Source organism: Amphritea atlantica, from assembly GCF_018860855.1.
In the GTDB taxonomy this organism is placed as follows: Bacteria; Pseudomonadota; Gammaproteobacteria; order Pseudomonadales; family Balneatricaceae; genus Amphritea; species Amphritea atlantica_A.
This window is the reverse complement of the sequence record NZ_JAHKQE010000004.1, coordinates 148343-169446: the sequence shown is the minus strand read 5'-3', so window position 1 is coordinate 169446 and position 21104 is coordinate 148343. Positions and strand designations below refer to the sequence as shown.

The following is a 21104-nucleotide window of genomic DNA, read 5'->3' as shown; positions in this document are numbered from 1 at the left end:
TCTATTCAGCCCCTTCATTAAACATCCATAAAAAACAGTAACCAAAACCATGGATTTTGGTTACTCCGGGGCTTATTTTGCTAACGCGAACTCACAACCACCATCTTCGATTTTCATGAAAGCATCGTCGCCTTTAATGATCTGTTCAATCACAAATATATCATTCTCATTTTTTCGCTCAGATGCCGTTTTAATCCGTACTTGCAGCATATCGTGGACCATTCGACCATCTTTACGTAAGTAACCATTACGGGAAAAGAAGTCTTCAACCGGCGTAGCCTTCATTTGGGCCATCACCGCTTTTCCTTCATCGGTACCCGTCGCTTCAACGGCTTTCAAGTAATGCATTGTGGAGGAGTAGGTGCCAGCATGGGCCATGGAAGGAATCTTACCGTCCATACGCGCCATATAACGTTTAGACCAAGCTCGCGTCTGATCATCCATGTCCCAGTAGAACCCCGTCGTCAACTTCATGCCACCGGCTATCGCCGGATCGAGCGCTTGCGCACCGGGCGTAAAGACTAACAGGCCGGCAACTTCAGCGGTGTCGGTCACGCCAAATTCAGCCGCCGTCTTTAATGCATTAATCATATCAGCACCCGCATTGGCCAGTGCAATAACATCAGCGCCTGACGATTGCGCCTGAAGAATATAAGATGAAAAATCGGTTGTACCGAGCGGCGCACGGACGCCACCAACCACCTCGCCGCCATTACTCTTGATCACAACGGTAGCCACTTTTTCCAACGCATGACCAAAGCCATAATCCGCTGTAATGAAGAACCATTTTTTACTGCCCCCTTCTACCATGGGCTTAACAGTGCCGTTAGCCACAGCGACCACATCATAGGTCCAGTGAGCATTGAACGGAGAGCAATCTTTGGTTGTAAAGGTATGGCTTGCCGATGCCGCAATCAGGGTGATCTTTTCTTGAGAAGTCATAAACTTCGTAACCGCTCCCGTTACTGAGCTAGCAACCGCGCCATTAATGACATCGACCTGCTCATCTTCCACCCATCTACGTGCGATCGAGGAGCCGACATCCGCTTTGAGATGAGTATCGCCAACCACCACCTCTATTGGCTTACCCAACACCTTGCCGCCAAAATCTTCGACGGCCATCATCACAGCCTCAACACTGCCTTTACCGGTGATATCGGAGTAACCCGCACTCATGTCGACTAGAACACCGATCTTCACTTTGTCGTCGGAAAGACTCGCTTGCGCCGTGCTTGCAGCAACGATCATGGCGGAGGCAAGCAGAGTTTTACGTATCAATTTCATGGCATATCCAAATTTATTGTTGTTGTTTTATGTTGTTTTGATGGTGATACGGGTAAATAATTTCTTCGATCCCCTGTGATTAAACGTTCATTTAACAAGGCATTGCATTAAACATCTCAAGCCTCCCATTTTGGCTATTCAACTCAGGTCCCTTTTATGTAGGTGAGATTAACAGCCCTTAAACTGACTGGGACGGCGCTCAAGAAACGCCTGCACCCCTTCAATAAAGTCGTCGGTCGCCGCGCACTTTAAAAAAGAGTTTAACTCTTGATCCATCTGCTGGCTCAGCTGTGACCTTGATCGCTCGGTCACCAGTTTTTTAAGATTACGTTGCGCCTGCCGTGCGCCTTGAGACAATGTCGCGGTGAACTCTTCGACGGTTTGTGCCAACATACCCGGCGCACACACGCGATTAACCAGCCCCCAGTCAAGCGCCTCCTCCGCCTTAACGGCACGATTAAACCACAACACGTCCAAGGCACGTTTTTCACCGATCAGCGCCGGTAATAAATAAGTCAGCCCACCATCAGGCGTAGTACCGAGCGCCGTATAAGCGGGAATAAACTGACAACCCTGCTCTGCAATAATGATATCCGAGGCACAAGCGAGACTCATACCATAGCCTGCTGCAGCCCCTTGAATCGCCGCCACAACAGGACAAGAGATGGCCATCAGCGCGGCAATCACCTGATGGGCTGAATGAATATAACCGGCCAGTTGTTGCTGTCGAGAAGCCGGTGTGGCCGTCAATAGTTGGCGAAAGAACTGAATATCGCCACCGCCACAAAACACATCACCTTCACCGCGTAGCACTAGAACCTTTAACGAATCTAGGGTTTCACACCGCTGCAACACCGCCAGTAATGATTCAAACATAGCTTCGTTAATTGAATTGCGGGCGTTTGGCCTGTTCAGAGTGATATAACCCACGCCATTCTCTAACTCGAAGCCGATAAGCTTTTCTACCGTCTGTTCCATTCTATGGCCTCTAGAACGATGCTTAGAATAAAGTGAAATCAAATAACAACAGCGTTATGTCGCCTTTAACAAGACGACATAACGGCATCGAAGATTGAGATCGTTAACCGAAGGTTTTGCGCAAGGAGCGCTTGAGAAGTTTACCGGCGGTATTTTTGGGCAGTGCATCGACAAAATGAATCGCTTTCGGCACTTTAAAGGGGGCTAAATGCGCTTGTGCGTGTTTAAGTAGCTCCGCTTCTTCAATTTCAAAGCCAGGCTTGATCGTCACAACCGCCGTGATCGCCTCAATCCATTTTTCATGGGGTAGCCCAATGACCGCCACTTCGGCAACCGCAGGGTGTCCGTAGAAAGCTTCCTCGACATCGCGACTCGCCACCAGCACTCCGCCTGTATTCACCACATCTTTGATACGGTCGACGATAAACAGATAGCCCTCCTCATTCTGATAAGCCAGATCCCCAGAGTGGAACCAACCATCGGCAAAGGCGTCCTCGGTTTCAGCCTGTTTACCCCAATAACCCACCATCAACTGTGGTGAGCGATGCACAATCTCGCCCTGCTGACCCGGCTGACACTCTTCCTTCGTCGCAGGATCAACAATACGCATCTGTACATTGAAGATTGGCTTGCCCGCAGAGGCCGGATAACGTTGATGATCCTCCGGCGACAGCACCGTGGCCAACGGTGCAATCTCACTTTGCCCATAGCAATTATACAAACCACAGTTCGGTAAGCGCTCAGCAAGCTCAATCACAATAGGCTCAGGCATAATAGAGGCGCCGTAGTAGAGTTTTTGCAGGCAGCGGATATCACGCTGATCAAAATCAGCATGGCGCAACAGCCCGATCCAAACGGTCGGCGGGGCAAAAAATGAATTGATCTTTTCGGCTTCAATTAGCTTCAAGACCTGTTCGGCAGCAGGGGTTTCGATCAGATGAATATGGCTACCCACTAACAACCCAGGCATGACAAACACATGCATTTGCGCCGAGTGATACAGGGGCAGACCCGCCAGAGCATTGTCTTCTGCCTTAATGTCTAAATGGAGCAGGCAACTACTATATTCACTCAATAATGAACGGTGGGTATGCATCGCCCCTTTCGGATCGGACGTCGTACCCGAGGTATACAACAGCTGAACAACGTCGTTTTCGTTTAGCTCAACCGAGGGTAATTCCGCCGAAGCATTCGATTGTGCGACAGCCAGAATATCCAATCCACCATCTGATGGCTCGGTACTACACAATGATCCAATAATATCGGCCTTAATCTCCCCCTGAAGGCTTGTTATATTGGCGGCAAGGGAGTCATCACAGAAGATGGCGCGGGCACCGGATTGATTGAGAATATAACTCAACTCATCCTTAATCAGCGCAAAGTTAACCGGGACATGAATAAGGCCGGCACGGGTACAGGCTAACCATAACAGTAAATAGGCGTCTGAATTTTTACCGTAACCGACCACCCGATCACCGGGAAGCAACCCCACCTCGATCAATTGATTGGCAACACGGTTAACCGCATCGTCTAATTGCCGATATGTCCAACGGCGATCGGCAAAGGCTAGCGCCTCTTTGTTTTCTTGACGCATGACCGAGCGAGCCAAGGCATCACCGATACAGTTACGTGTGGCGTATTGAATGTGTGCTGTCAGTGCATGTTGCATACGTATCCCTCTTCTTGTTATATCCCATGACCGGTATGACCGCGGTCTGGGTAGGATTTTGCTTAAATAGATAAGACGCTATATCAGTACTTAATTCTGTAAAGCACGCCCAGTCTTGAGCAGCTGTACCATCCGAGCTTTCGCTTCCGGCATCTGGCATAACCGCTGATTCGTTTCATGTTCATAATGGAAAAAGTGCTGATACCAGCTATCTGACGTTGCCTGTAACAATAACGTTAGCAGCGCTGACTCTAGTGTTGCCTGATATCCTTCAGAACTCACCGTGACCGCTTGCGCTGGAGCGAGTGGCGACGGTTCTTTTACCGCTAAAGGAAGCCTCGTGCGCAACGTTAATGCGGTTTGTTTGGCATCAAAAAGCAAACGGTCAAGGTTCATACTAATACCGTCACTAGAACGTAGAAAACCTAACGCTCTCGCTTCCTCTGCCGACCGAGTGACTCTGCTGCTCCGGATCAGGTCGAAACAGTGGGCAATCGCTGTTTCAGCACCGAAGCGTTCGGCACTGCGCAACAACATCTCTTTGCAACCGCCCCAACCGGGCACAATACCCACCTGAGTTTCCACTAATCCAACCGCGATGTCAGCATGAGCCTGAATCGCCTGGCAGTGTAAAAGCAGCTCCAGCCCACCACCTAATGCCTTACCAGACAGCGCACCAACGGTCGGAATCGACGCCATTTGCAGCCCACGAAACAGCGTTTGACCTTTTTCAATATAGGCGTCTAATTGTTCCGGCTGGTCGATCAACGCTAAGAACTCGTTTAAGTCCGCCCCTGCAGCAAACACCAGGCCTTCATTATAAAAAACGAGCGCTTTTTGCATCCCAGTCGCCTGCTCAAGCGTTATCGATATCTGGTCCAGTAACTCGTGACTGAGCACCGGCACCTTGCCGGTAAACTCTACACACCACACATCATCACCCAAATCCCATAGCGACAGCTTGCTGTATTGCTGCAGGGCTGGACGACGTTTAATATCAGACAGGCTCAGAATACCTTCGGCAGTATTTAGCAAACCGTATTCACCGCACTCATTCAAGGTGACCGGTTGTTGATCTTGGTAAGCATAAATCGGGCGCTGTTTGACCGCTTGCAAAAAAGCCGAGGGCTTAACACCATCAGCGATTAGCCGTTCAACAAAGGCCTGTGAGCCGAGCATATCCAGCATCTCAAATGGCCCCCAAGACCAGTTATAGCCCAGCTTCATCGCCTGATCGAAAGCAGTGACATCCGTGGCAACATCGGGGATCAATTTAGTCGCGTAATGCAGAACCTGCGACAATACCCGCCAAGCGTACTGCCCGCCTTTATCGCTACACCCGATCAACTCAGCGAGTTGGCCGGGTTTCAGTAATGCACTGGCTAACGTCACTTTTTGCGCTGCGCGATAATCGAGAGTATGAAGGTCTATGACCTCTTTAACCCTGTCACCCTTTTCATTCTTAAATGGGTGATAGAAACCTTGGCAGGTAGCACCTTTACGCCCATAGTAACCCTTGTCAATCATCCCCTGTACCGTAGCGACAGTCATCGCATAGGGAACAAAGTCATCATTATCCGGTAGCAGATCACCCAAGCTTTGGGTGACCGATGGCATTAGATCGATACCCACCAAATCCCATAAGCCAAAGATACCGGTGCTGGGAAAACCACACACTTTCATGATCGCATCGGCTTCTTCGACCCGTAAATTCAGCTTGATCGCTTCCTGTAGTGCGACCTGTAACCAGAACACGCCTAAACGATTACCGATAAACCCAGGCCGATCAGCACAGTCGATCACCGTTTTACCCATGTATTGATCATTAAACCGACTCACACGTTCGACCACATCAGTGAGGGTGTCCTCCCCTTTGATCACCTCAACCAAGCGCATATAGCGGGGAGGATTGAAATAATGGGTGATCACAAAATGCTGCCGAAAATCTTCGGGTAACCCGTCAACCAATGTCTTCAAAGGAATGCTAGAGGTATTGGAGGAGACAATGGCGTCCTTGCGACGCACTTTTGCAATGCGATGAAAAAGAGCCTGTTTAATCGCCAGCCGTTCAACAATCACTTCGATAATCCAGTCATAATCAGCGAGTCGATGGAGATCATCATCGATATTACCAACGTGAATACGTTCAGCGACCGCAGGATGCATCAGACCACCTGCGCAACCCGATGCCAGTAAACGATCGACAGCATTCTGAGCAATCTGATTGCAGTTTTCATCCTCACTATTCGTTGATGCGATATCTAACAGTAACACCTCAGCACCACCATTGGCGGCCTGGGCTGCGATACCGGCCCCCATCACGCCAGCACCGATCACAGCTACTTTTTTTATGTCAGAACATCCGTTAATGGTCGCGGTTGGATTCATCTTAAACGCTCCACAATCAACGCAATCCCTTGACCTCCACCAATGCACATCGTCACCAAACCGTAGCGACCATCAGTACGCTCAAGCTCCGACAAAGTTTTAACAATCAGAAGAGAACCCGTCGCACCAACAGGATGACCTAACGCCACGGCACCGCCGTTAACGTTGACCTTCTCAGCCGGAAATCCTAAGGTTTGGCTGACCGCCATCGCTTGGGCGGCAAAAGCTTCGTTAGATTCGATAACGTCAAGATCGGCAACGGTCAAACCGGCCTTTTCCAACGCCACTTGAACGGCAGTAATCGGCCCTAGGCCCATCATATTAGGTTTAACACCGGCAAAGGCGTAGCTCACAAACCGGCCACGGGGCTTAATACCACGCTGATCTGCCTCCTTAAAGCTGGTTAACACCAACGCCGCTGCACCATCGTTAAGGCTAGAGGCATTTCCGGGTGTGACGATACCATCCCTTTTAAACGCCGGTTTAAGCTTGGCCAAACTTGCAAGAGTAATATCAGCCCGTGGATGTTCATCTTGCGCAAAGGTAAAGGGCTTACGCCCCTGCTTCACAGTCACCGGCACAATCTGATGGCTGAAATATCCATGCTCAATCGCCGCATTCGCACGACGATGACTCTCTAGCGAAAACGCATCAAGCTGCTCCCGACTGAAACCATACTCTGCAGCAATATTTTCCGCCGTGAGCCCCATGTGACCACTACCAAAGGGATCACTCAGAATACCTATGGTCATATCGACAACTTTGCCATCCCCCATACGCAGCCCTCGACGGGTGTTAGGCAGCAAATAAGCACCTTGGCTCATACTCTCTGCACCACCTGCTAGAGCGATCTGGCTATCGCCCAGCAAAATCATCTGTGCAGCAGAAATCACCGACTGTACTGACGAGCCACAAAGGCGATTAACGTTAAGGGCGGCAGAACTCTCCGGTAGACCTGCATTTAAACCGATATGACGGGCAAGATAGACATCTTCTGGCCCCGTGGTGATGATATGGCCAAACACCGAGTGGTCGATATCAGCGGCGGGAACGCCCGATCGTTTGATCGCTTCAACGGCCACCGCCGTGCCCAACTCAGCAGGCGATAAAGAAGATAAACTGCCACCAAAACCGCCAATTGCGGTACGAACACCATCTAAAATCACGACATCGGTAAATTTCATACACTACTTCCTTATTTTTATTCGTTCGACGAAACTATTATTTGCCCAGCAGAGAACGGGCGATCACTTCCTTCATGATTTCTGAGGTGCCGGCATAGATCGTCTGTACGCGTGCATCAACATAAAACCGGGAGATCAGATACTCCTCCGTATAGCCATAACCACCAAACAGCTGCAAACACTCATCGGTAATCTTGCACTGCATTTCGGTAAGCTGAAGTTTCAAAATAGCCGCATCGGTTGGCGTCATCGCCTCGCGGTTATATTTATAGAGACAGTGATCGAGGTAAACGCGTGCCATATCTAGCTGCGCCTTCGCCTCGGCAAGTTTAAAGCGTGTATTCTGAAAATCACCGATCTTGTGACCAAAGGCCTTACGTTCTTGTACATAGTTTAACGTTAGCGCTAACGCCCCTTCTGTCGCGCCAATTGCATGTGCGGCAACGCCTAAGCGTTCACGGGGTAACTCTTGCATCAAATAAGAAAATCCTTTGCCCTCTTCGCCAAGTAACGCATCATGGGGTACGAGGAGATCAGCGAAAAAAAGTTCTGCGGTATCGCTGCTGTGTTGGCCGATCTTTTTAATCCCCTTCCCCCGTGAGAAGCCCGGTAAGCTGGCATCAACCAAAAACAGTGAAACCCCTTTGGCTCCAGCTTTAGGGTCGGTTTTAGCACACACAATGACCAAATCAGCATGCAAACCATTGGTAATAAAGACCTTAGCACCATTGATCAACCAACCGTCCTCGGTGCGCTTGGCAGAGGTACGAAGCGCCGCAAGATCACTCCCAGCACTAGGCTCTGTCATCGCGATGGCCCCCACCGTTTGACCACTAATCATGGGAGGTAACCATCGCTGTCGCTGGTCTTCCGTACCGATATGAAGGATGTAAGGCATCACAATATTGGCGTGGATATTATAGCTAGCACACAAACCACCAAACCCCTGACGGGCAATCTCTTCAACGACCTGCTGGCAAACTTCTACCCCTGCTCCTGCACCGCCATATTGTTCGGGCATATCGATCCCCAACAGGCCAGCAGCACCGAGTGTCGGCCATATAGATTTAGGCATTCCGCCCGCCGCTTCCCAAGCATCATAGTAAGGTGAAACCTCCTGTTTCAACGCCCGACTAATCATGGTTTGGTACAGATCACGGTCTTCATAATGTCCTAGCATGCGAGTCCTACCGATTGTTATACTGATTATTAACGCTGTTGACAGGCAATATACTATCCGGAAGGAACCTAAAGAAATGACCGATAAAGACGAAAAAATTGACCGAATCGGTTACGCAACGCGTTCAAACTTGTCCTTATGAGCAGAGCCCATATCGCTAACCATTATCTGCAAGCGTCTATTCGTGGCGCGCAACGCCAAGGGGTTGAGGCTGCGGAGTTATTGACGGCGGCAGAAATCCCCGTCGAGTGGCTTAATCAACCCAGCAAATTGATCACCGAGCAACAGCTAGCCCGCCTGATTAAAGCCGTATGGCGAGCAACCCATGATGAATTTATGGGGCTTACAGCTGGACAGTGTCATAACGGAACCTTTGCTTTAATGGCCGAGTATTGCCTTCCCTCACAAACCTTAGGCGCCATGTTGCGAAAGAGTGCTCGCTTTTACAATACGCTATGCCGTGATGTTGATATTGCGTTAGAAGAAGCCTCTAAGGATGAGAATCTGGTTTTTCTACGTTTATCGCTAAAAGACAACACCTACGATCCCGACCATCTTTTACAAGAGTTTATGATGCTGATGTGGCAACGCTTTAGTTGTTGGCTGGTCGGCCAACAGATTCCTTTTGCCGGTTCAGAGTTCAGTTATCCCGCGCCAGCCCATGTTGAGGAGTATCGGGTGATGTTCCCAGGCAGTCACCTGTTCAAGCAACAAAGCAGTGGTTTCTACCTCCACGCTCGACATCTACAACTGCCTATTGTTCGACGTGAATCAGAGTTAGCCGATTTTTTACAAAAATGCCCCGCCTATGTTCTGCACCGCCCGAGCCAAGACGAAAGTTTCCAAGCCAAAGTCCGAGGGCTGTTAGCCCTACATGACTATACGGATATGCCAAACTTGGAAGAGATCAGCGAACATATGAATTTAACACCGAGAACTCTAAGACGAAAACTGAAAGAGGAAGGCACTTCCTTTTCCATCATAAAAGCATCCCTGCGGCGGGAATATGCCATCAAACTGCTAACCATCGAAGATTTAAGAATTGTGAATATCAGCGAGCGACTCGGTTTTTCAGAGACCGCCGCATTTTGCCGAGCATTTAAACGTTGGACAGGTAAAACCCCCACCCGCTGGAACAGCGATAGGCGGTGAGGTGCTAGTACATCCGGTGCCTAAACAACCAACCGGCTAACGACAGTGTGACAAAACCAATGATGGCCATTGGCCAGTACTGATGAATCAACAGTGAATAACTGTTCCCCTCCAGCGTGACACCGCGCACGATCACCAAGAAATAACGCAGCGGATCAAGATAGGTTAACCACTGCACAAACGGTGGCATATTGGCGATCGGCGTTGCAAACCCCGACAGAACTATCGCCGGCACCATAAACAGGAAAGCCCCCAGCACCGCCTGCTGTTGCGTCACGGAGATAGCCGAGATCATCAAGCCAACCCCCACCGCAGAGAGCAGAAATAATCCGATCCCTAGATACAATGCTCCCAGACTACCGCGCAGAGGAATCTCGAATAGAACCACCATCACCACAATGATCAGCGTTGCCTCTAGCAAACCAATCACAATACCGGGAATAGCTTTACCGATAAGAATTTCCATGGGCCGCAAAGGCGTGACCAGTAATTGGTCAAAAGTGCCCGCCTCACGTTCCCGAGCCACCGAAAGCGATGTGACTAACAGGGTTACTAGCAGGGTCAGTAGACCGACAATACCGGGCACGATAAACCAATTCGATTGTAAATTATCGTTATACCAAGCCCGCGTTTGCAACGTTGCGAACGCGCCACTTTTACCCCGGGATGCCAACCAGCTAAGGTTATAATCCAACACGATACTATTGAGATAATTCATCGCCATCATGGCGGTATTGGAGTTTCGGCCATCCAATATCACCTGTAACGAGGCACTGTTACCCAGCAAAAGATCACTACTGAAATATTGACCAAGGTGCAATACAAGCAGTACATCCCGATTATCGATTAGCGGGGCAACTTCGCTGTCATGATCAATATAAGCAATAACCTCAAAATTGGGTGAGCCCTCGATATGACTCACTAATTCTCGCGACGCACCGCCAAGATCTTCGTTATAGATCGCTACCGGTACATTATTAAGATCATAGGACGCCGCAAAACCGAACACCAGTAACTGAATAATCGGCGGACCAATAATGACAAAGCGGCTACGCTTATCACGCAACAGCGCCAGAAACTCTTTGATCGCTAGGGCAAAAATCTGTCTGAAAACCATAGACTACTCCAGCCGCTTGTGGAATTTGCGCCACACCAGTGAAAAATAGAACAACGACATAATCAGCAAGGCAGCAATATTCGGCAGCACCACCGACCATACATCACCCGCGAGAAACAGCGTTTGCAGGATCGCCACAAAATAACGTGCGGGTACTAAGTAGGTAATAAACTGTATCCAGCTGGGCATGGAGTGAATATCAAACAGAAAGCCCGACAAGATGAAGGCGGGTAAAAACGTAACAATAATAGCCAGCAGCCCCGCGACGAACTGATTTTTGGCCACGATAGAGATAAGCAGACCAATAGCTAACGCCACCAGCATAAACAGCGCCGAACTGACCATCAGCAACCAGAAAGAACCATGCAAAGGCACATTAAACTGCCATACCGCCAGCGCCACACTGAACAACATCCCCCCCATACCCAGCACAAAATAAGGGATTAACTTACCCGCCAGTATCTCGCCGCGACGAAGGGGTGTCACCATCATCGCCTCCATCGTGCCACGTTCCCACTCCCGCGCCACCACCATCGCCGTGAGCAGCGAACCGATCAGTGTCATCACGATAGCGATCAACCCCGGCACCAGAAACAGACGGCTAGACAGCGCAGTGTTAAACCAGACTCGCTGCTCTACACTCACCGGCATCTGTAGTGACTGGCCACGACTCTCAGCATAATGGCTCAGCCACCCCTGCCAAGTTCCCGTAATATAACGTTGGGTGATATTCGCCTGATTAGAGTCCACCCCGTTGACGATGACTCCGATAGGCGATTCGGTATTGGATAATAACTGCGCGGAAAAATTACTCCGTAACCAGACAATGCCGTCTATCTGGTGCTCATCCAGCGCTTTTTGTGCCGTTTGAATAACACTGAAATACTGCGGACTGAAAAACTCGGAACGCTCGAAAGCCCCAGCCAATGATTGGGTCTCCCTATCCGGTTGTTCAATAACAATACCCACGGGGATATGCTTCGCATCTAAAGAAACCCCATAGCCAAACAGAAACAGCAACACGACCGGCATTACGAAGGCGATAGCGATGCTCGATGGATCACGCAGAATCTGCAAACTCTCCTTACGGATCAGCCCCCAGAGACGCATATGGGCTAACGAACTCATGCCTCAACCTCCGATGATTGCTGACGCTGCTCAATTAACTGAATAAAAGCATCCTCCATCGTTGGGTCAGGATTATCCACCGTCCGAGCCTGCATTTTCATATCCAGTGGTGTTCCTGCGGCTAGCACTTCACCATCCGCCATAATCACCAAGCGATCACAGTAATTCGCTTCTTCCATAAAGTGGGTTGTAACCAACACGGTCACCCCCGCCTCAGCCAGCGCATTGGTGCGCGCCCAGAACTCCCGTCGAGCCAGTGGGTCAACACCTGAGGTAGGCTCATCAAGAAAGAGAATATCGGGTTCGTGCATTAACGCTGCAGCAAACGACAGGCGCTGTTTATAGCCTAAGGGCAGATCCCCCGCATTAGCATTCTGAAAGGCTGCCAACTCGAAGGTGGTCAGTGCCCAATCCAAACGGGCTTTTTGTTGTTTTCCCCTTAAACCGTAGGCGCTGGAGAAAAACTGTAAATTCTGTCGTACTGATAGATTGCTATACAGCGAGAACTTCTGCGCCATATAACCAATGCGTCCACGAGCCGTGGCAGCCGCGCGGCGCAGATCATAACCGGCGACCGCTAGCTCTCCGCTGCTGACGGGCAACAAGCCACAAAGCATACGAAAAGTCGTGGATTTACCCGCACCATTTGCCCCGAGCAAGCCAAAAATCTCTCCCCGACGCACGCTAAAACTGACATTATTGACCGCAATAAAGTCACCAAAACGGCGTTGTAACTTATCAACTCGGATGACCTCATCGCCCGCTGCCGCGTCTATTTTTGATGGCGGTGTAAATTCAACCTGCGGCGCGTCTGTGCGACGAACTTTTAGCCGTGCGATAAAGGCGTCTTCGAACCGTGGTTCCACCGCGCTAATATTAATATCCGTTTGTCCCGGCAGTAAACGTTCAGCCGTGGGCGGCTGGGCGGTTTCCATGACCAAACGCACCGTCTCGCCCTCAATCAGCGCATCCAACACGCCAGGCGCTCGGCTCAATGCTTCCTGCAAACGACGATGACTCAACGTTTGAGTACTGACCCGAAAAGTACGGCCTGCCACTGAGCGGCTGAATTTCGCAGGCTCCCCCTGATCGAGCAACTTGCCCTGATGCAGTAAGATTACCTCGTCACAGCGTTCCGCTTCATCTAGATAGGCCGTACTGAGTAACACTGTCATACCAGCCTCTTGCACCTGCCGATAGACGATCTGCCACAACTCACGGCGTGACACAGGGTCAACACCCACCGTAGGCTCATCTAACAACAGCAATCGCGGTGAACGCACTAAGGTGCAGGCAAGCCCGAGTTTTTGTTTCATGCCGCCGGACAACTGTCCCGCCAAACGCTGCGCGAAGGGAGACAGTCCGGTCATCTGCATCAACTCGGCATAGCGAGCTGGGCGCTCTAATACCGGTAATCCTTGCAGGTCGGCGTAGAGATCAAGATTTTCCTGCACACTCAGATCTTCATACAGGCCGAAACGCTGCGGCATATAGCTAATGCTAGACTGAACCCTCAAAGGCTCGGCAAGCGCATCGATATCCAAGACGCGAATGTCGCCCGCATCCGGCAGTAATAAACCGGCGGCTAAGCGTATCAGTGTCGTCTTGCCCGCTCCATCGGGACCGATTAATCCTGTCACGCGACCCGGTTGAATACTAAAACTTACATCGTCCAGCGCCGACACCTGCCGGCCATCGGTGAAGGTTTTGCTAACCGCCGAAAATTTAAGCGCAGCACTGCTCACCGCTATTGTCCACAACCGTTAGTCGTGGTTTCGTCCAACGACTGGTCAAGCTCAATAGTGACGGTGGCCGGCATACCAAGGCGCAACTCTCCCTGTCCATTACAGGCATAGATTTTAGCTGAGTAAACTAAACGGGTACGTAACTCTTCGGTTTGGACACTTTTCGGGGTAAATTCCGCGGTAGGAGAGATATAGCCAACCCAGCCTTGGTAAGCCTTATCGGGATAACTGTCGGTATAGATCAGCGCTTTAGCACCCAGAGGCACTTGTCCCAACACGGTTTCCGACAGATAGGCACGTACCCAGACCGGTTCAATGAAAGCCAACGTCAGCACCGGTGTTGAAGGAAACGCCATATCACCCGGCTCTAAAATACGGTTACGAATAACGCCATCGGCGGGCGCATAAAGATTCGCATTTTCCAATTGCTGCTGAGCTAGCACCAAGCCCGCCTCACGCGCAGCCAATTCGGCTCGTGCCACCGCGATGTCCTCTTTGCGAGGGCCCGCCTGCAACAACGCTAGTGACTGTTTCGCCGCCTCCATCTGAGCTTCAGCGACATCGGCCAACGAACGCGCATTGTCGACATCTTCATCCGATGCTAACCGCTTCTCCACCAGCCGCACTATCCGCTTATAGCTATCTCGGGTCGACTTCGCCTTAGCTTGGGTAGCATTAAATTCAGCCACCCCCTTACTAATCTCTTCTGGACGACTCCCCGCCTCCAGCTTAGCAACAACCTGTTGTTGAGCGAGCAGTGTCGCTTCGGCTTCGGCCAGTTGCGCATCAAGTAACTCAGTATGCAAATTAGCCAGCAACTGTCCTTTTTTAACGCGATCACCCTCTTGTACATAGATGTCAGCAATATGCTCACTGCTATTGAAGGCCAACAGGGCTTCACGGATATCCACATTACCGTACAGCTGCACCGTGGTGTCATTACTATGTCCATGTTCAGTGCGCCACCAGAACAGGGCAACAATAGCGACTAACCCCAATACCACGATGGGTATAATGATTTTTTTCCTACTCATTTCACCATTCCTTTTTGTGCCTGCAAAACCCACGTTAGTCGCTTCATCCCTATGGCCAACCACTCAGCGGCTAATCTACCGCTACCAATATAACATTCGATGCAACAGTAAACGGAATTAACATCCATGTAACTGATCAGAAACAACAAATACCCGCCAAGATGCTTTAACTTTTGCAACAATAGACATACGACATACCGCTTCGATAGTTGGAAAAACGCCAACTATTCTCGCTGTCGCCAACCCAATATCCAGTGCCGAACTACACTTTATGATACATCTCTGTTCATAATGTTCTTGCATTGAGTGGCACTCTCTTAATATCATTAACATATTAACTAATGGCCGGTACATCAATAACAAGGCCATAAACAAGGAGGATCGCGTAATGCAATATCATCTGAACGGGTTCAAACCCGGTAATTACCAAGTTCCCGATGAGGCGAGAAAGCCTTACCCTGAACCACCGATTGTGGACCTGCCTAATGAAGTTGATGTTCTGATCATCGGTACTGGACCTGCGGGCTTAACCATGGCTAGGCAGCTATCTGAATTCCCCGACATTAAAACATGCATTGTTGATATGGCTCCCGGCCCGTTACTCTTTGGCCGCGCGGATGGTATATCCTGCCGCACCATGGAGATCATGGAAGCCTTTAATAGCAGTGAAATGGTGGTTAAAGAGACCTACCAGCTGAAACAGAACACCTTCTGGGAGCCGGATGAGGCCAACCCTGAGAACATCAAGCTCACACATAAGATCGCCGATGCTCGCGCAGGACTTTCCGAGTTTGTCCACGGTATCGTCAATCAGGCACGCCTGCATGAGCTACTCCTTGATGGCATGGAAAGATCGGTAACCCACCTCCTTCCTCACTACAGCCGCGAACTGATTGAGATGAAGATTGACGACAGTCTCACTCAAGACCTTGATGCGTACCCGATCACAGCAACCTTCAAACGAGCCGATGAGGCAGGTGCGGGCAAAATAGAAACAGTTAAAGCCCGCTACATAGTGGGCACCGACGGTGCCAGAAGTAACGTTCGCAGAAGTATGAACATACCGCTAGAAGGTGACTCCGCCAACAAAGCCTGGGGCGTTATGGATATTCTGTTGAACACCGACTTCCCAGATATCCGCGTCAAGAGCTTTATCCAATCCAAAGATCACGGCGCCGTTATGACCATCCCACGTGAGGGCGGCTATCTTTGCCGGTTCTATGTTGAGATGGACCTGCTTGGCAAAGACAAACGCGTTAAGGATACCAACCTGACCGAACAAGACCTCATCGCCAAAGCTCAAAAGATTTTTCACCCCTATACCCTCGATGTAAAAGAAGTGGCTTGGTGGTCGATCTACGAGGTTGGCCAACGCCTTGCTGAGCGCTTTGATAATCGCCCAGTAGGCAGTTCAGAAGACATTATCCCCCGTGCATTTGTCGCGGGTGACGCCTGTCATACCCACAGCCCTAAAGGTGGTTGGGGTTTGAACACCTCACTGCCTGACACCTTCAACCTCGGCTGGAAACTTGCGGCCGTACTGCAAGGGAAAAGTCATCCTAAATTGCTGAGAACCTACGGTACGGAGCGACGCAAAGTAGCGCAACAATTGATCGACGCCGACCGTGAGCTGTCTAGGCTGGTAGCGACACGACCAACCGCAGGCAATGACGCCAAGCAATCAACCGTTGATACGGCCAAGATCGAAGCCTTTATGAAGCGCCAAAGCGGTTTTGTTTCTGGCACATCGATTGAATACTTCCCGTCATACATTTGCACGGGTCAAGAAAACCAACATTTAGCCAAAGGCTTTCACATTGGCCAACGCATCCACTCGGCTGAAGCGACACGTGTTGCTGACGGTAGAAGCCAGCATCTAGGTCACTTGGTTAAAGCGGATGGCCGCTGGAGGATATTCCTGTTTGGCGATACACAAGACCCTAGAGAGCCTTCATCAGCGGCCTATCAATTCATCGACTTTTTGGCCAACGATGAGTCTTCACCGGTGCAAAAATACACACCAAAGGGCGCTGACGTCGATTCGGTGATTGATACCTATGCTGTATTCCAGCAGCAGGATTTGTCGATGCATGACCTGCATGACTTCCTCTGGCCGGCAAAAGGAAAATACGGATTGCGGGACTACGAAAAAGTATTCCAAGCTGAACCAGGCAATGACATCTACGATCTACGCGAAATTGACCGCTCCGCCGGTTGCATAGTGATTGTAAGACCTGACCAACATATCGCGTCTATCTTACCCCTGACGGCACACGAAGAGCTTAAGCAGTTCTTTGATGTCTTTATGATTGAGCAGAAATAACAGTCACATCCCGCTATCAAATGCACAACTAAGCCCACCCAGTAGAACTGGCTGGGCTTTTTTATTCTCTAGCTGAGATAAAATCCTCCACTCCAACACAGGGACAGGAACAGGCACAGGCAATATATTAAAGATCAGTTTTTGTTCGGTCACCATCGCGTTGCCCTCTATTTTGATGAGAGTGCAGGTGCGCTGACTAGTCGCAAAGTTTTAGATGAGGTTTATTGATCGCTTACGACATTAACCACGATACTCATTTGAAAAAGCATAACAGTGAAAAACACTGCCGCGGCAAGCTGAGAAATAACTCAGTTATGTGGCGCAAAAGCACGGGCTTGAACACGGCTTAAGTGCGTTGAGTACTCAGCTTGAGCACCCACCTGAATGGTAAGCACTATTTTTTAGGGAGAATTGTTTCTTCAGAGAGCATTTTTTCGGGTCAGTTATTTTTCAAAGGGAATTACTTTTCAGAGTGCTTGACCTTGTTATCTGCACACGAAAAATCTTAAGCCTTTTGTAAAGACCCACTGCTGGCCTCTAACACAAGATCGGAGGCGTCGGCTTGCTCGACACGATTACGGCCATGGGATTTAGCCCGATAAAGCGCAGCATCGGCTCGTCGCATCGAATCAGCCAGTGACTCGTTTGCCACATTAACCGCAGCCACACCGAAACTGGCGGTGACCTTAAGTCTCAGCTCTCCTACCCTGACCTCCATCTCTGCCAACGCTACTCGGAGGCGCTCGGCCAGCTCATTTGCATCATGCAAACCGGTCTGCGGCAAAAGCACGGCAAACTCTTCACCACCAATACGCCCGATAATATCGACATCCCGCATGATCACTTGCAGTGCATTGATTGCCGCAATCAAGACCCTATCTCCAGTCGCATGACCGTAATTATCATTAACCCGTTTAAACATATCCAAGTCAATCATAACCACCGCCAACGGCGCTTCAAACCGACGAGCTCTATTAACTTCTCGCTCGCTAAATTCGTAGAAAGCACGACGGGTTAATACGCCAGTCAACGAATCCGTTTGCGCCAGCAACTCAGCATGCTTCACCGCCTTTTCCAGTTCAGCTGTGCGTTCTGATACCAGCCCTTCAAGCATCGCCTGTTGTTGCTGTAGGTGCAGAATATGCTGCAGCTCTGCAGTCTCTTTCTCTTGAGTTAAATAGTTAATACGATCTGCCAACGCTAAGGAAAGCAGTACCCCTTCAATACATAGCCCCAGCGGAGGAGAAAAATTGGTAATAAAATCAGCAGGAATCAGGCCAATATTCCGCGTTACGGCCATCAGAATCGCCATACTCCAGATACTCCAACCCAGCACATAAAATCGAGCATCCTCCCGACCCTTTTTATATTGCCACACGCCAATCAATGGAAAGAAAACCGTCAAAAGCGCATACAGCAGAGTGAGCTTTACTGCATATTCACGCCCGCCTAACAGATAGCAGAGCACAGAAAGTCCACCCAAAACCAAAAGGGATTGCAGCAGCCGATCAATAATCAACGATTCTTTTGTATTCAGAAAACAACGCGTAAATTGAGTCGCCAACACCAATGTCAGCACGGCAAAAATGATCGGGGCAAAATCGACAAACCAGTTATGTCCCTGCCACAAATAGCGATAGCCAAGACCGGTATTGGTCAACAACACCATCATCGCCGCCATAATATATAAGGTATACCATTTGTATTCGGGTAAATGGGTGGAATAGCCGATCAAAAAATTAGAAAGCACCAGCAGCAAACCAATACCGATAAAAGTGCCAATAACAAAATAACCTTTGGCGTAGTGTTGCGAAAAGGCATCGGGGGTCCACATTAATAGCTGAGTTTCGGCCTTACCCGGCAATGCATAGGAGAGTTTAACCCATATCCGCTGGACCGTTTCTGCAGGTGTATTCACCGGATATAAGTTGCTCTCAGCAGCAACCGCACGTTCAGTCAATGGGATATGATCACCGCCCACTTGGGCTGCAGCACCTTGCGTATAAAAGGTAACAAAATCCCAATTGGGGTGAGGTACTTCTAGCAACCATGACAATGCTTCTTCACTGCTGTTTTCTAGATCGATACGCAACCAGAAATCAGCACCACTGATACCAAAGTTACTATTCCCGTTTGGCAGCGGCATAAAACGAGCAGCAAGTGGTTCGCTCTTTATCTGTTCCCAAGTATAGGTGTGGCTTGCATCTTCAAGATACAAAACATTCATTCCCGTGCCTATACCCGCCATCGAGGATGATAGTTTGATCGGCGACTGAGCCTGACAAACAGTGCTGATCATTAGCAACATCAGCAGCGCAAAGAGGCGCCCTAGATGCTCACAAAAAAGACCCACACAAAGTCGGTTACTTATTTCCCTACGGCGATTAATACGACTAAAATCTGGTAAGCCCATGATTATAATTAAAATGCCTAAACATGCGGTTCGGATGGGTAATTTAACAACTAATGCCAACTAAAGTAACACCATATTACCCTTAGACGATCAAGATTCTCTGATAAATCAGTAGCAACCTTATACCGATTAGCCTGAGTTAGCCTGTTTAGTTTCGATTTGGAGTACCCTGCTTTCCTATCCAATCCCTTATCATTTCAACTAAACCAACCGAAAAAGGCAGTCCGAGGTCACTGAGCGGCACTGACTCATGAACCTGCTGGTGATACTGTTCGACAAAAGATTTAATCACCGATGTACGGTCTGCGCAGTTTCATTAATCGACAAGAAACAAAAGCGATTCGACTAACGAAAACAATTTGTTAAAACGACTCTACGCTTATATTTTACAGCTTCGGTGCGTTCGGCTTAATCAGCCTAAAACTGAAATCAACACAGCCAAAGCTGCCAATTGTCTTTGATGACCGACTGGATAAACACCTAGACCTAAAAAGCCAGAACCTAGCGGACACTGAATTTTGAATAGTCTGAACTGAAGACTCAATTCACTTAGGGTAAGGACGGCTAATTATTAGCTCGCAAAGAAAAGCAGCCGTGGGCTGATAAGCCTTAAATACTCGTCATCGATGTTGCGATTTAGCTTCACCGGTAATTTACAAGAACACCAAGCAGTCGATGACTGGTGAGCACAATTTTGTCGCGACTGAAGAGAAGATAGAGAGGATAGAGAGGACTGCAGCGAATAATTCACAGATACAAAAACGCCCTGCCAGCAAACCTAAGCTCCGGACAGGGCGTTTTAATCTTGCGATGATAACTAAGCAGTCATTATTGCTGTTTAGTCATACGTAGGTAAGGCAGTTTAACGTCGATATCACCGAACTTAGCCTTCGCTTCTTCATCATTCAGCGACAGACCCACAATCACATCTTCGCCTGCTTGCCAGTTAGCTGGTGTCGCAATCGGTCCTTTAGCGGTTGCTTGAAGGGCATCCAGAGCGCGCACAACTTCAGCAAAGTTACGGCCGACAGACATTGGGTAGGTCATTGACAGCTGCAGTTTTTTGTCTGGGCTGAAGATAAAGACCACACGCACACTGGCAGAGTCAGCAGCAGTGCGACCATCCGGTAGATAAGCATCCGCCGGTAACATATCCAGTGCTTTGGCAACCGCCATATCCTCGTCAGCAATGATCGGGAATGTTGCTGGAGCGCCTGAGTATTTCTCTATATCTGCCTTCCATTGAACATGCTCTTCAACGCCGTCAACAGACAGGCCAATAACTTTAGTGTCACGCTTTTCCCATTCAGCCGCTAGCTGAGCCACGGCACCAAACTCTGTTGTACAAACGGGTGTGAAATCTTTCGGGTGGCTGAACAAAATAGTCCATTTATCACCGATGAAATCATGTAATTTGAAGTCGCCTAGATCGGTTTTCAAATCGAGATTAGGGACGATGTCATTGATTCGAAGTGCCATCTTTCATTTCTCCAGTTGTGTTACTTTAGT

14 protein-coding genes are annotated in these 21104 nt (G+C 49.4%); 2 read left to right on the top strand and 12 right to left on the bottom strand.

Annotated features, from left to right (window positions below; all coding sequences use genetic code 11):
- Positions 1–72 precede the first annotated feature (72 nt).
- From KO512_RS01680 to KO512_RS01655, 6 genes are all read right to left on the bottom strand, one after another.
- Positions 73–1284 (bottom strand): ABC transporter substrate-binding protein, encoded by a 1212-nt coding sequence (locus tag KO512_RS01680; protein ID WP_215950595.1) that lies wholly within the window; start codon positions 1282–1284, stop codon positions 73–75.
- 168 nt (positions 1285–1452) lie between these two features.
- Positions 1453–2262, bottom strand: a complete 810-nt coding sequence (locus KO512_RS01675; protein ID WP_215950594.1) for an enoyl-CoA hydratase/isomerase family protein — start codon at positions 2260–2262, stop codon at positions 1453–1455.
- Positions 2263–2365: 103 nt separating this feature from the next.
- Entirely contained in the window at positions 2366–3931 is a 1566-nt protein-coding gene (locus KO512_RS01670) for a fatty acyl-CoA synthetase (protein ID WP_215950593.1), read from the bottom strand.
- A 90-nt stretch (positions 3932–4021) separates the two neighbouring features.
- Positions 4022–6319 (bottom strand): 3-hydroxyacyl-CoA dehydrogenase/enoyl-CoA hydratase family protein, encoded by a 2298-nt coding sequence (locus KO512_RS01665; RefSeq protein WP_215950592.1) that lies wholly within the window; start codon positions 6317–6319, stop codon positions 4022–4024.
- A complete protein-coding gene (gene bktB / locus KO512_RS01660) occupies positions 6316–7503 on the bottom strand; it encodes a beta-ketothiolase BktB (protein WP_215950591.1) in 1188 nt (395 codons plus the stop codon). Before bktB ends, KO512_RS01665 begins: the two co-directional genes overlap by 4 nt.
- Before the next feature lie 37 nt (positions 7504–7540).
- Positions 7541–8683, bottom strand: coding sequence for an acyl-CoA dehydrogenase family protein (locus KO512_RS01655; protein WP_215950590.1), 1143 nt, complete (start codon positions 8681–8683; stop codon positions 7541–7543).
- A 138-nt stretch (positions 8684–8821) separates the two neighbouring features.
- Between KO512_RS01655 and KO512_RS01650 the strand changes: the two genes are divergently transcribed.
- Positions 8822–9835, top strand: coding sequence for an AraC family transcriptional regulator (locus KO512_RS01650; RefSeq protein ID WP_215950589.1), 1014 nt, complete (start codon positions 8822–8824; stop codon positions 9833–9835).
- 4 nt (positions 9836–9839) lie between these two features.
- Here the strand turns inward: KO512_RS01650 and KO512_RS01645 are convergent, their stop codons facing one another.
- The 4 genes from KO512_RS01645 to KO512_RS01630 are packed head-to-tail and all read right to left on the bottom strand — an operon-like array spanning position 9840 to position 14859.
- A complete protein-coding gene (locus KO512_RS01645) occupies positions 9840–10952 on the bottom strand; it encodes an ABC transporter permease (protein ID WP_215950588.1) in 1113 nt (370 codons plus the stop codon).
- Between the two features lie 3 nt (positions 10953–10955).
- The gene (locus tag KO512_RS01640) at positions 10956–12080 is read right to left on the bottom strand and encodes an ABC transporter permease (protein WP_215950587.1); all 1125 of its coding nucleotides are present in this window, start codon (positions 12078–12080) and stop codon (positions 10956–10958) included.
- The gene (locus KO512_RS01635) at positions 12077–13825 is read right to left on the bottom strand and encodes an ATP-binding cassette domain-containing protein (protein WP_215950586.1); all 1749 of its coding nucleotides are present in this window, start codon (positions 13823–13825) and stop codon (positions 12077–12079) included. Before KO512_RS01635 ends, KO512_RS01640 begins: the two co-directional genes overlap by 4 nt.
- Before the next feature lie 2 nt (positions 13826–13827).
- Positions 13828–14859: an efflux RND transporter periplasmic adaptor subunit gene (locus KO512_RS01630; RefSeq protein ID WP_215950585.1), complete on the bottom strand. Its 1032-nt coding sequence runs from the start codon at positions 14857–14859 to the stop codon at positions 13828–13830.
- 388 nt (positions 14860–15247) lie between these two features.
- Between KO512_RS01630 and KO512_RS01625 the strand changes: the two genes are divergently transcribed.
- Positions 15248–17182 carry an FAD-dependent monooxygenase gene (locus KO512_RS01625; RefSeq protein ID WP_215950584.1) on the top strand — a complete coding sequence of 645 codons (1935 nt, stop codon included), beginning with the start codon at positions 15248–15250 and terminating at the stop codon, positions 17180–17182.
- Positions 17183–17687: 505 nt separating this feature from the next.
- Here the strand turns inward: KO512_RS01625 and KO512_RS01620 are convergent.
- Both KO512_RS01620 and KO512_RS01615 read right to left on the bottom strand, forming a co-directional pair.
- Positions 17688–19481, bottom strand: coding sequence for a sensor domain-containing diguanylate cyclase (locus KO512_RS01620; protein WP_215950583.1), 1794 nt, complete (start codon positions 19479–19481; stop codon positions 17688–17690).
- Positions 19482–20423: 942 nt separating this feature from the next.
- Positions 20424–21074, bottom strand: coding sequence for a peroxiredoxin (locus KO512_RS01615; protein WP_215950582.1), 651 nt, complete (start codon positions 21072–21074; stop codon positions 20424–20426).
- Positions 21075–21104 lie beyond the last annotated feature (30 nt).

Bases quoted from the DNA above. Each gene is read 5' to 3' on its own strand.
- KO512_RS01680 (WP_215950595.1), bottom strand. From the start codon at position 1,284: ATGAAATTGATACGTAAAACTCTGCTTGCCTCCGCCATGATCGTTGCT.
- KO512_RS01675 (WP_215950594.1), bottom strand. From the start codon at position 2,262: ATGGAACAGACGGTAGAAAAGCTTATCGGCTTCGAGTTAGAGAATGGC.
- KO512_RS01670 (WP_215950593.1), bottom strand. From the start codon at position 3,931: ATGCAACATGCACTGACAGCACACATTCAATACGCCACACGTAACTGT.
- KO512_RS01665 (WP_215950592.1), bottom strand. From the start codon at position 6,319: ATGAATCCAACCGCGACCATTAACGGATGTTCTGACATAAAAAAAGTA.
- bktB (WP_215950591.1), bottom strand. From the start codon at position 7,503: ATGAAATTTACCGATGTCGTGATTTTAGATGGTGTTCGTACCGCAATT.
- KO512_RS01655 (WP_215950590.1), bottom strand. From the start codon at position 8,683: ATGCTAGGACATTATGAAGACCGTGATCTGTACCAAACCATGATTAGT.
- KO512_RS01650 (WP_215950589.1), top strand. From the start codon at position 8,822: ATGAGCAGAGCCCATATCGCTAACCATTATCTGCAAGCGTCTATTCGT.
- KO512_RS01645 (WP_215950588.1), bottom strand. From the start codon at position 10,952: ATGGTTTTCAGACAGATTTTTGCCCTAGCGATCAAAGAGTTTCTGGCG.
- KO512_RS01640 (WP_215950587.1), bottom strand. From the start codon at position 12,080: ATGAGTTCGTTAGCCCATATGCGTCTCTGGGGGCTGATCCGTAAGGAG.
- KO512_RS01630 (WP_215950585.1), bottom strand. From the start codon at position 14,859: ATGAGTAGGAAAAAAATCATTATACCCATCGTGGTATTGGGGTTAGTC.
- KO512_RS01625 (WP_215950584.1), top strand. From the start codon at position 15,248: ATGCAATATCATCTGAACGGGTTCAAACCCGGTAATTACCAAGTTCCC.
- KO512_RS01620 (WP_215950583.1), bottom strand. From the start codon at position 19,481: ATGATCAGCACTGTTTGTCAGGCTCAGTCGCCGATCAAACTATCATCC.
- KO512_RS01615 (WP_215950582.1), bottom strand. From the start codon at position 21,074: ATGGCACTTCGAATCAATGACATCGTCCCTAATCTCGATTTGAAAACC.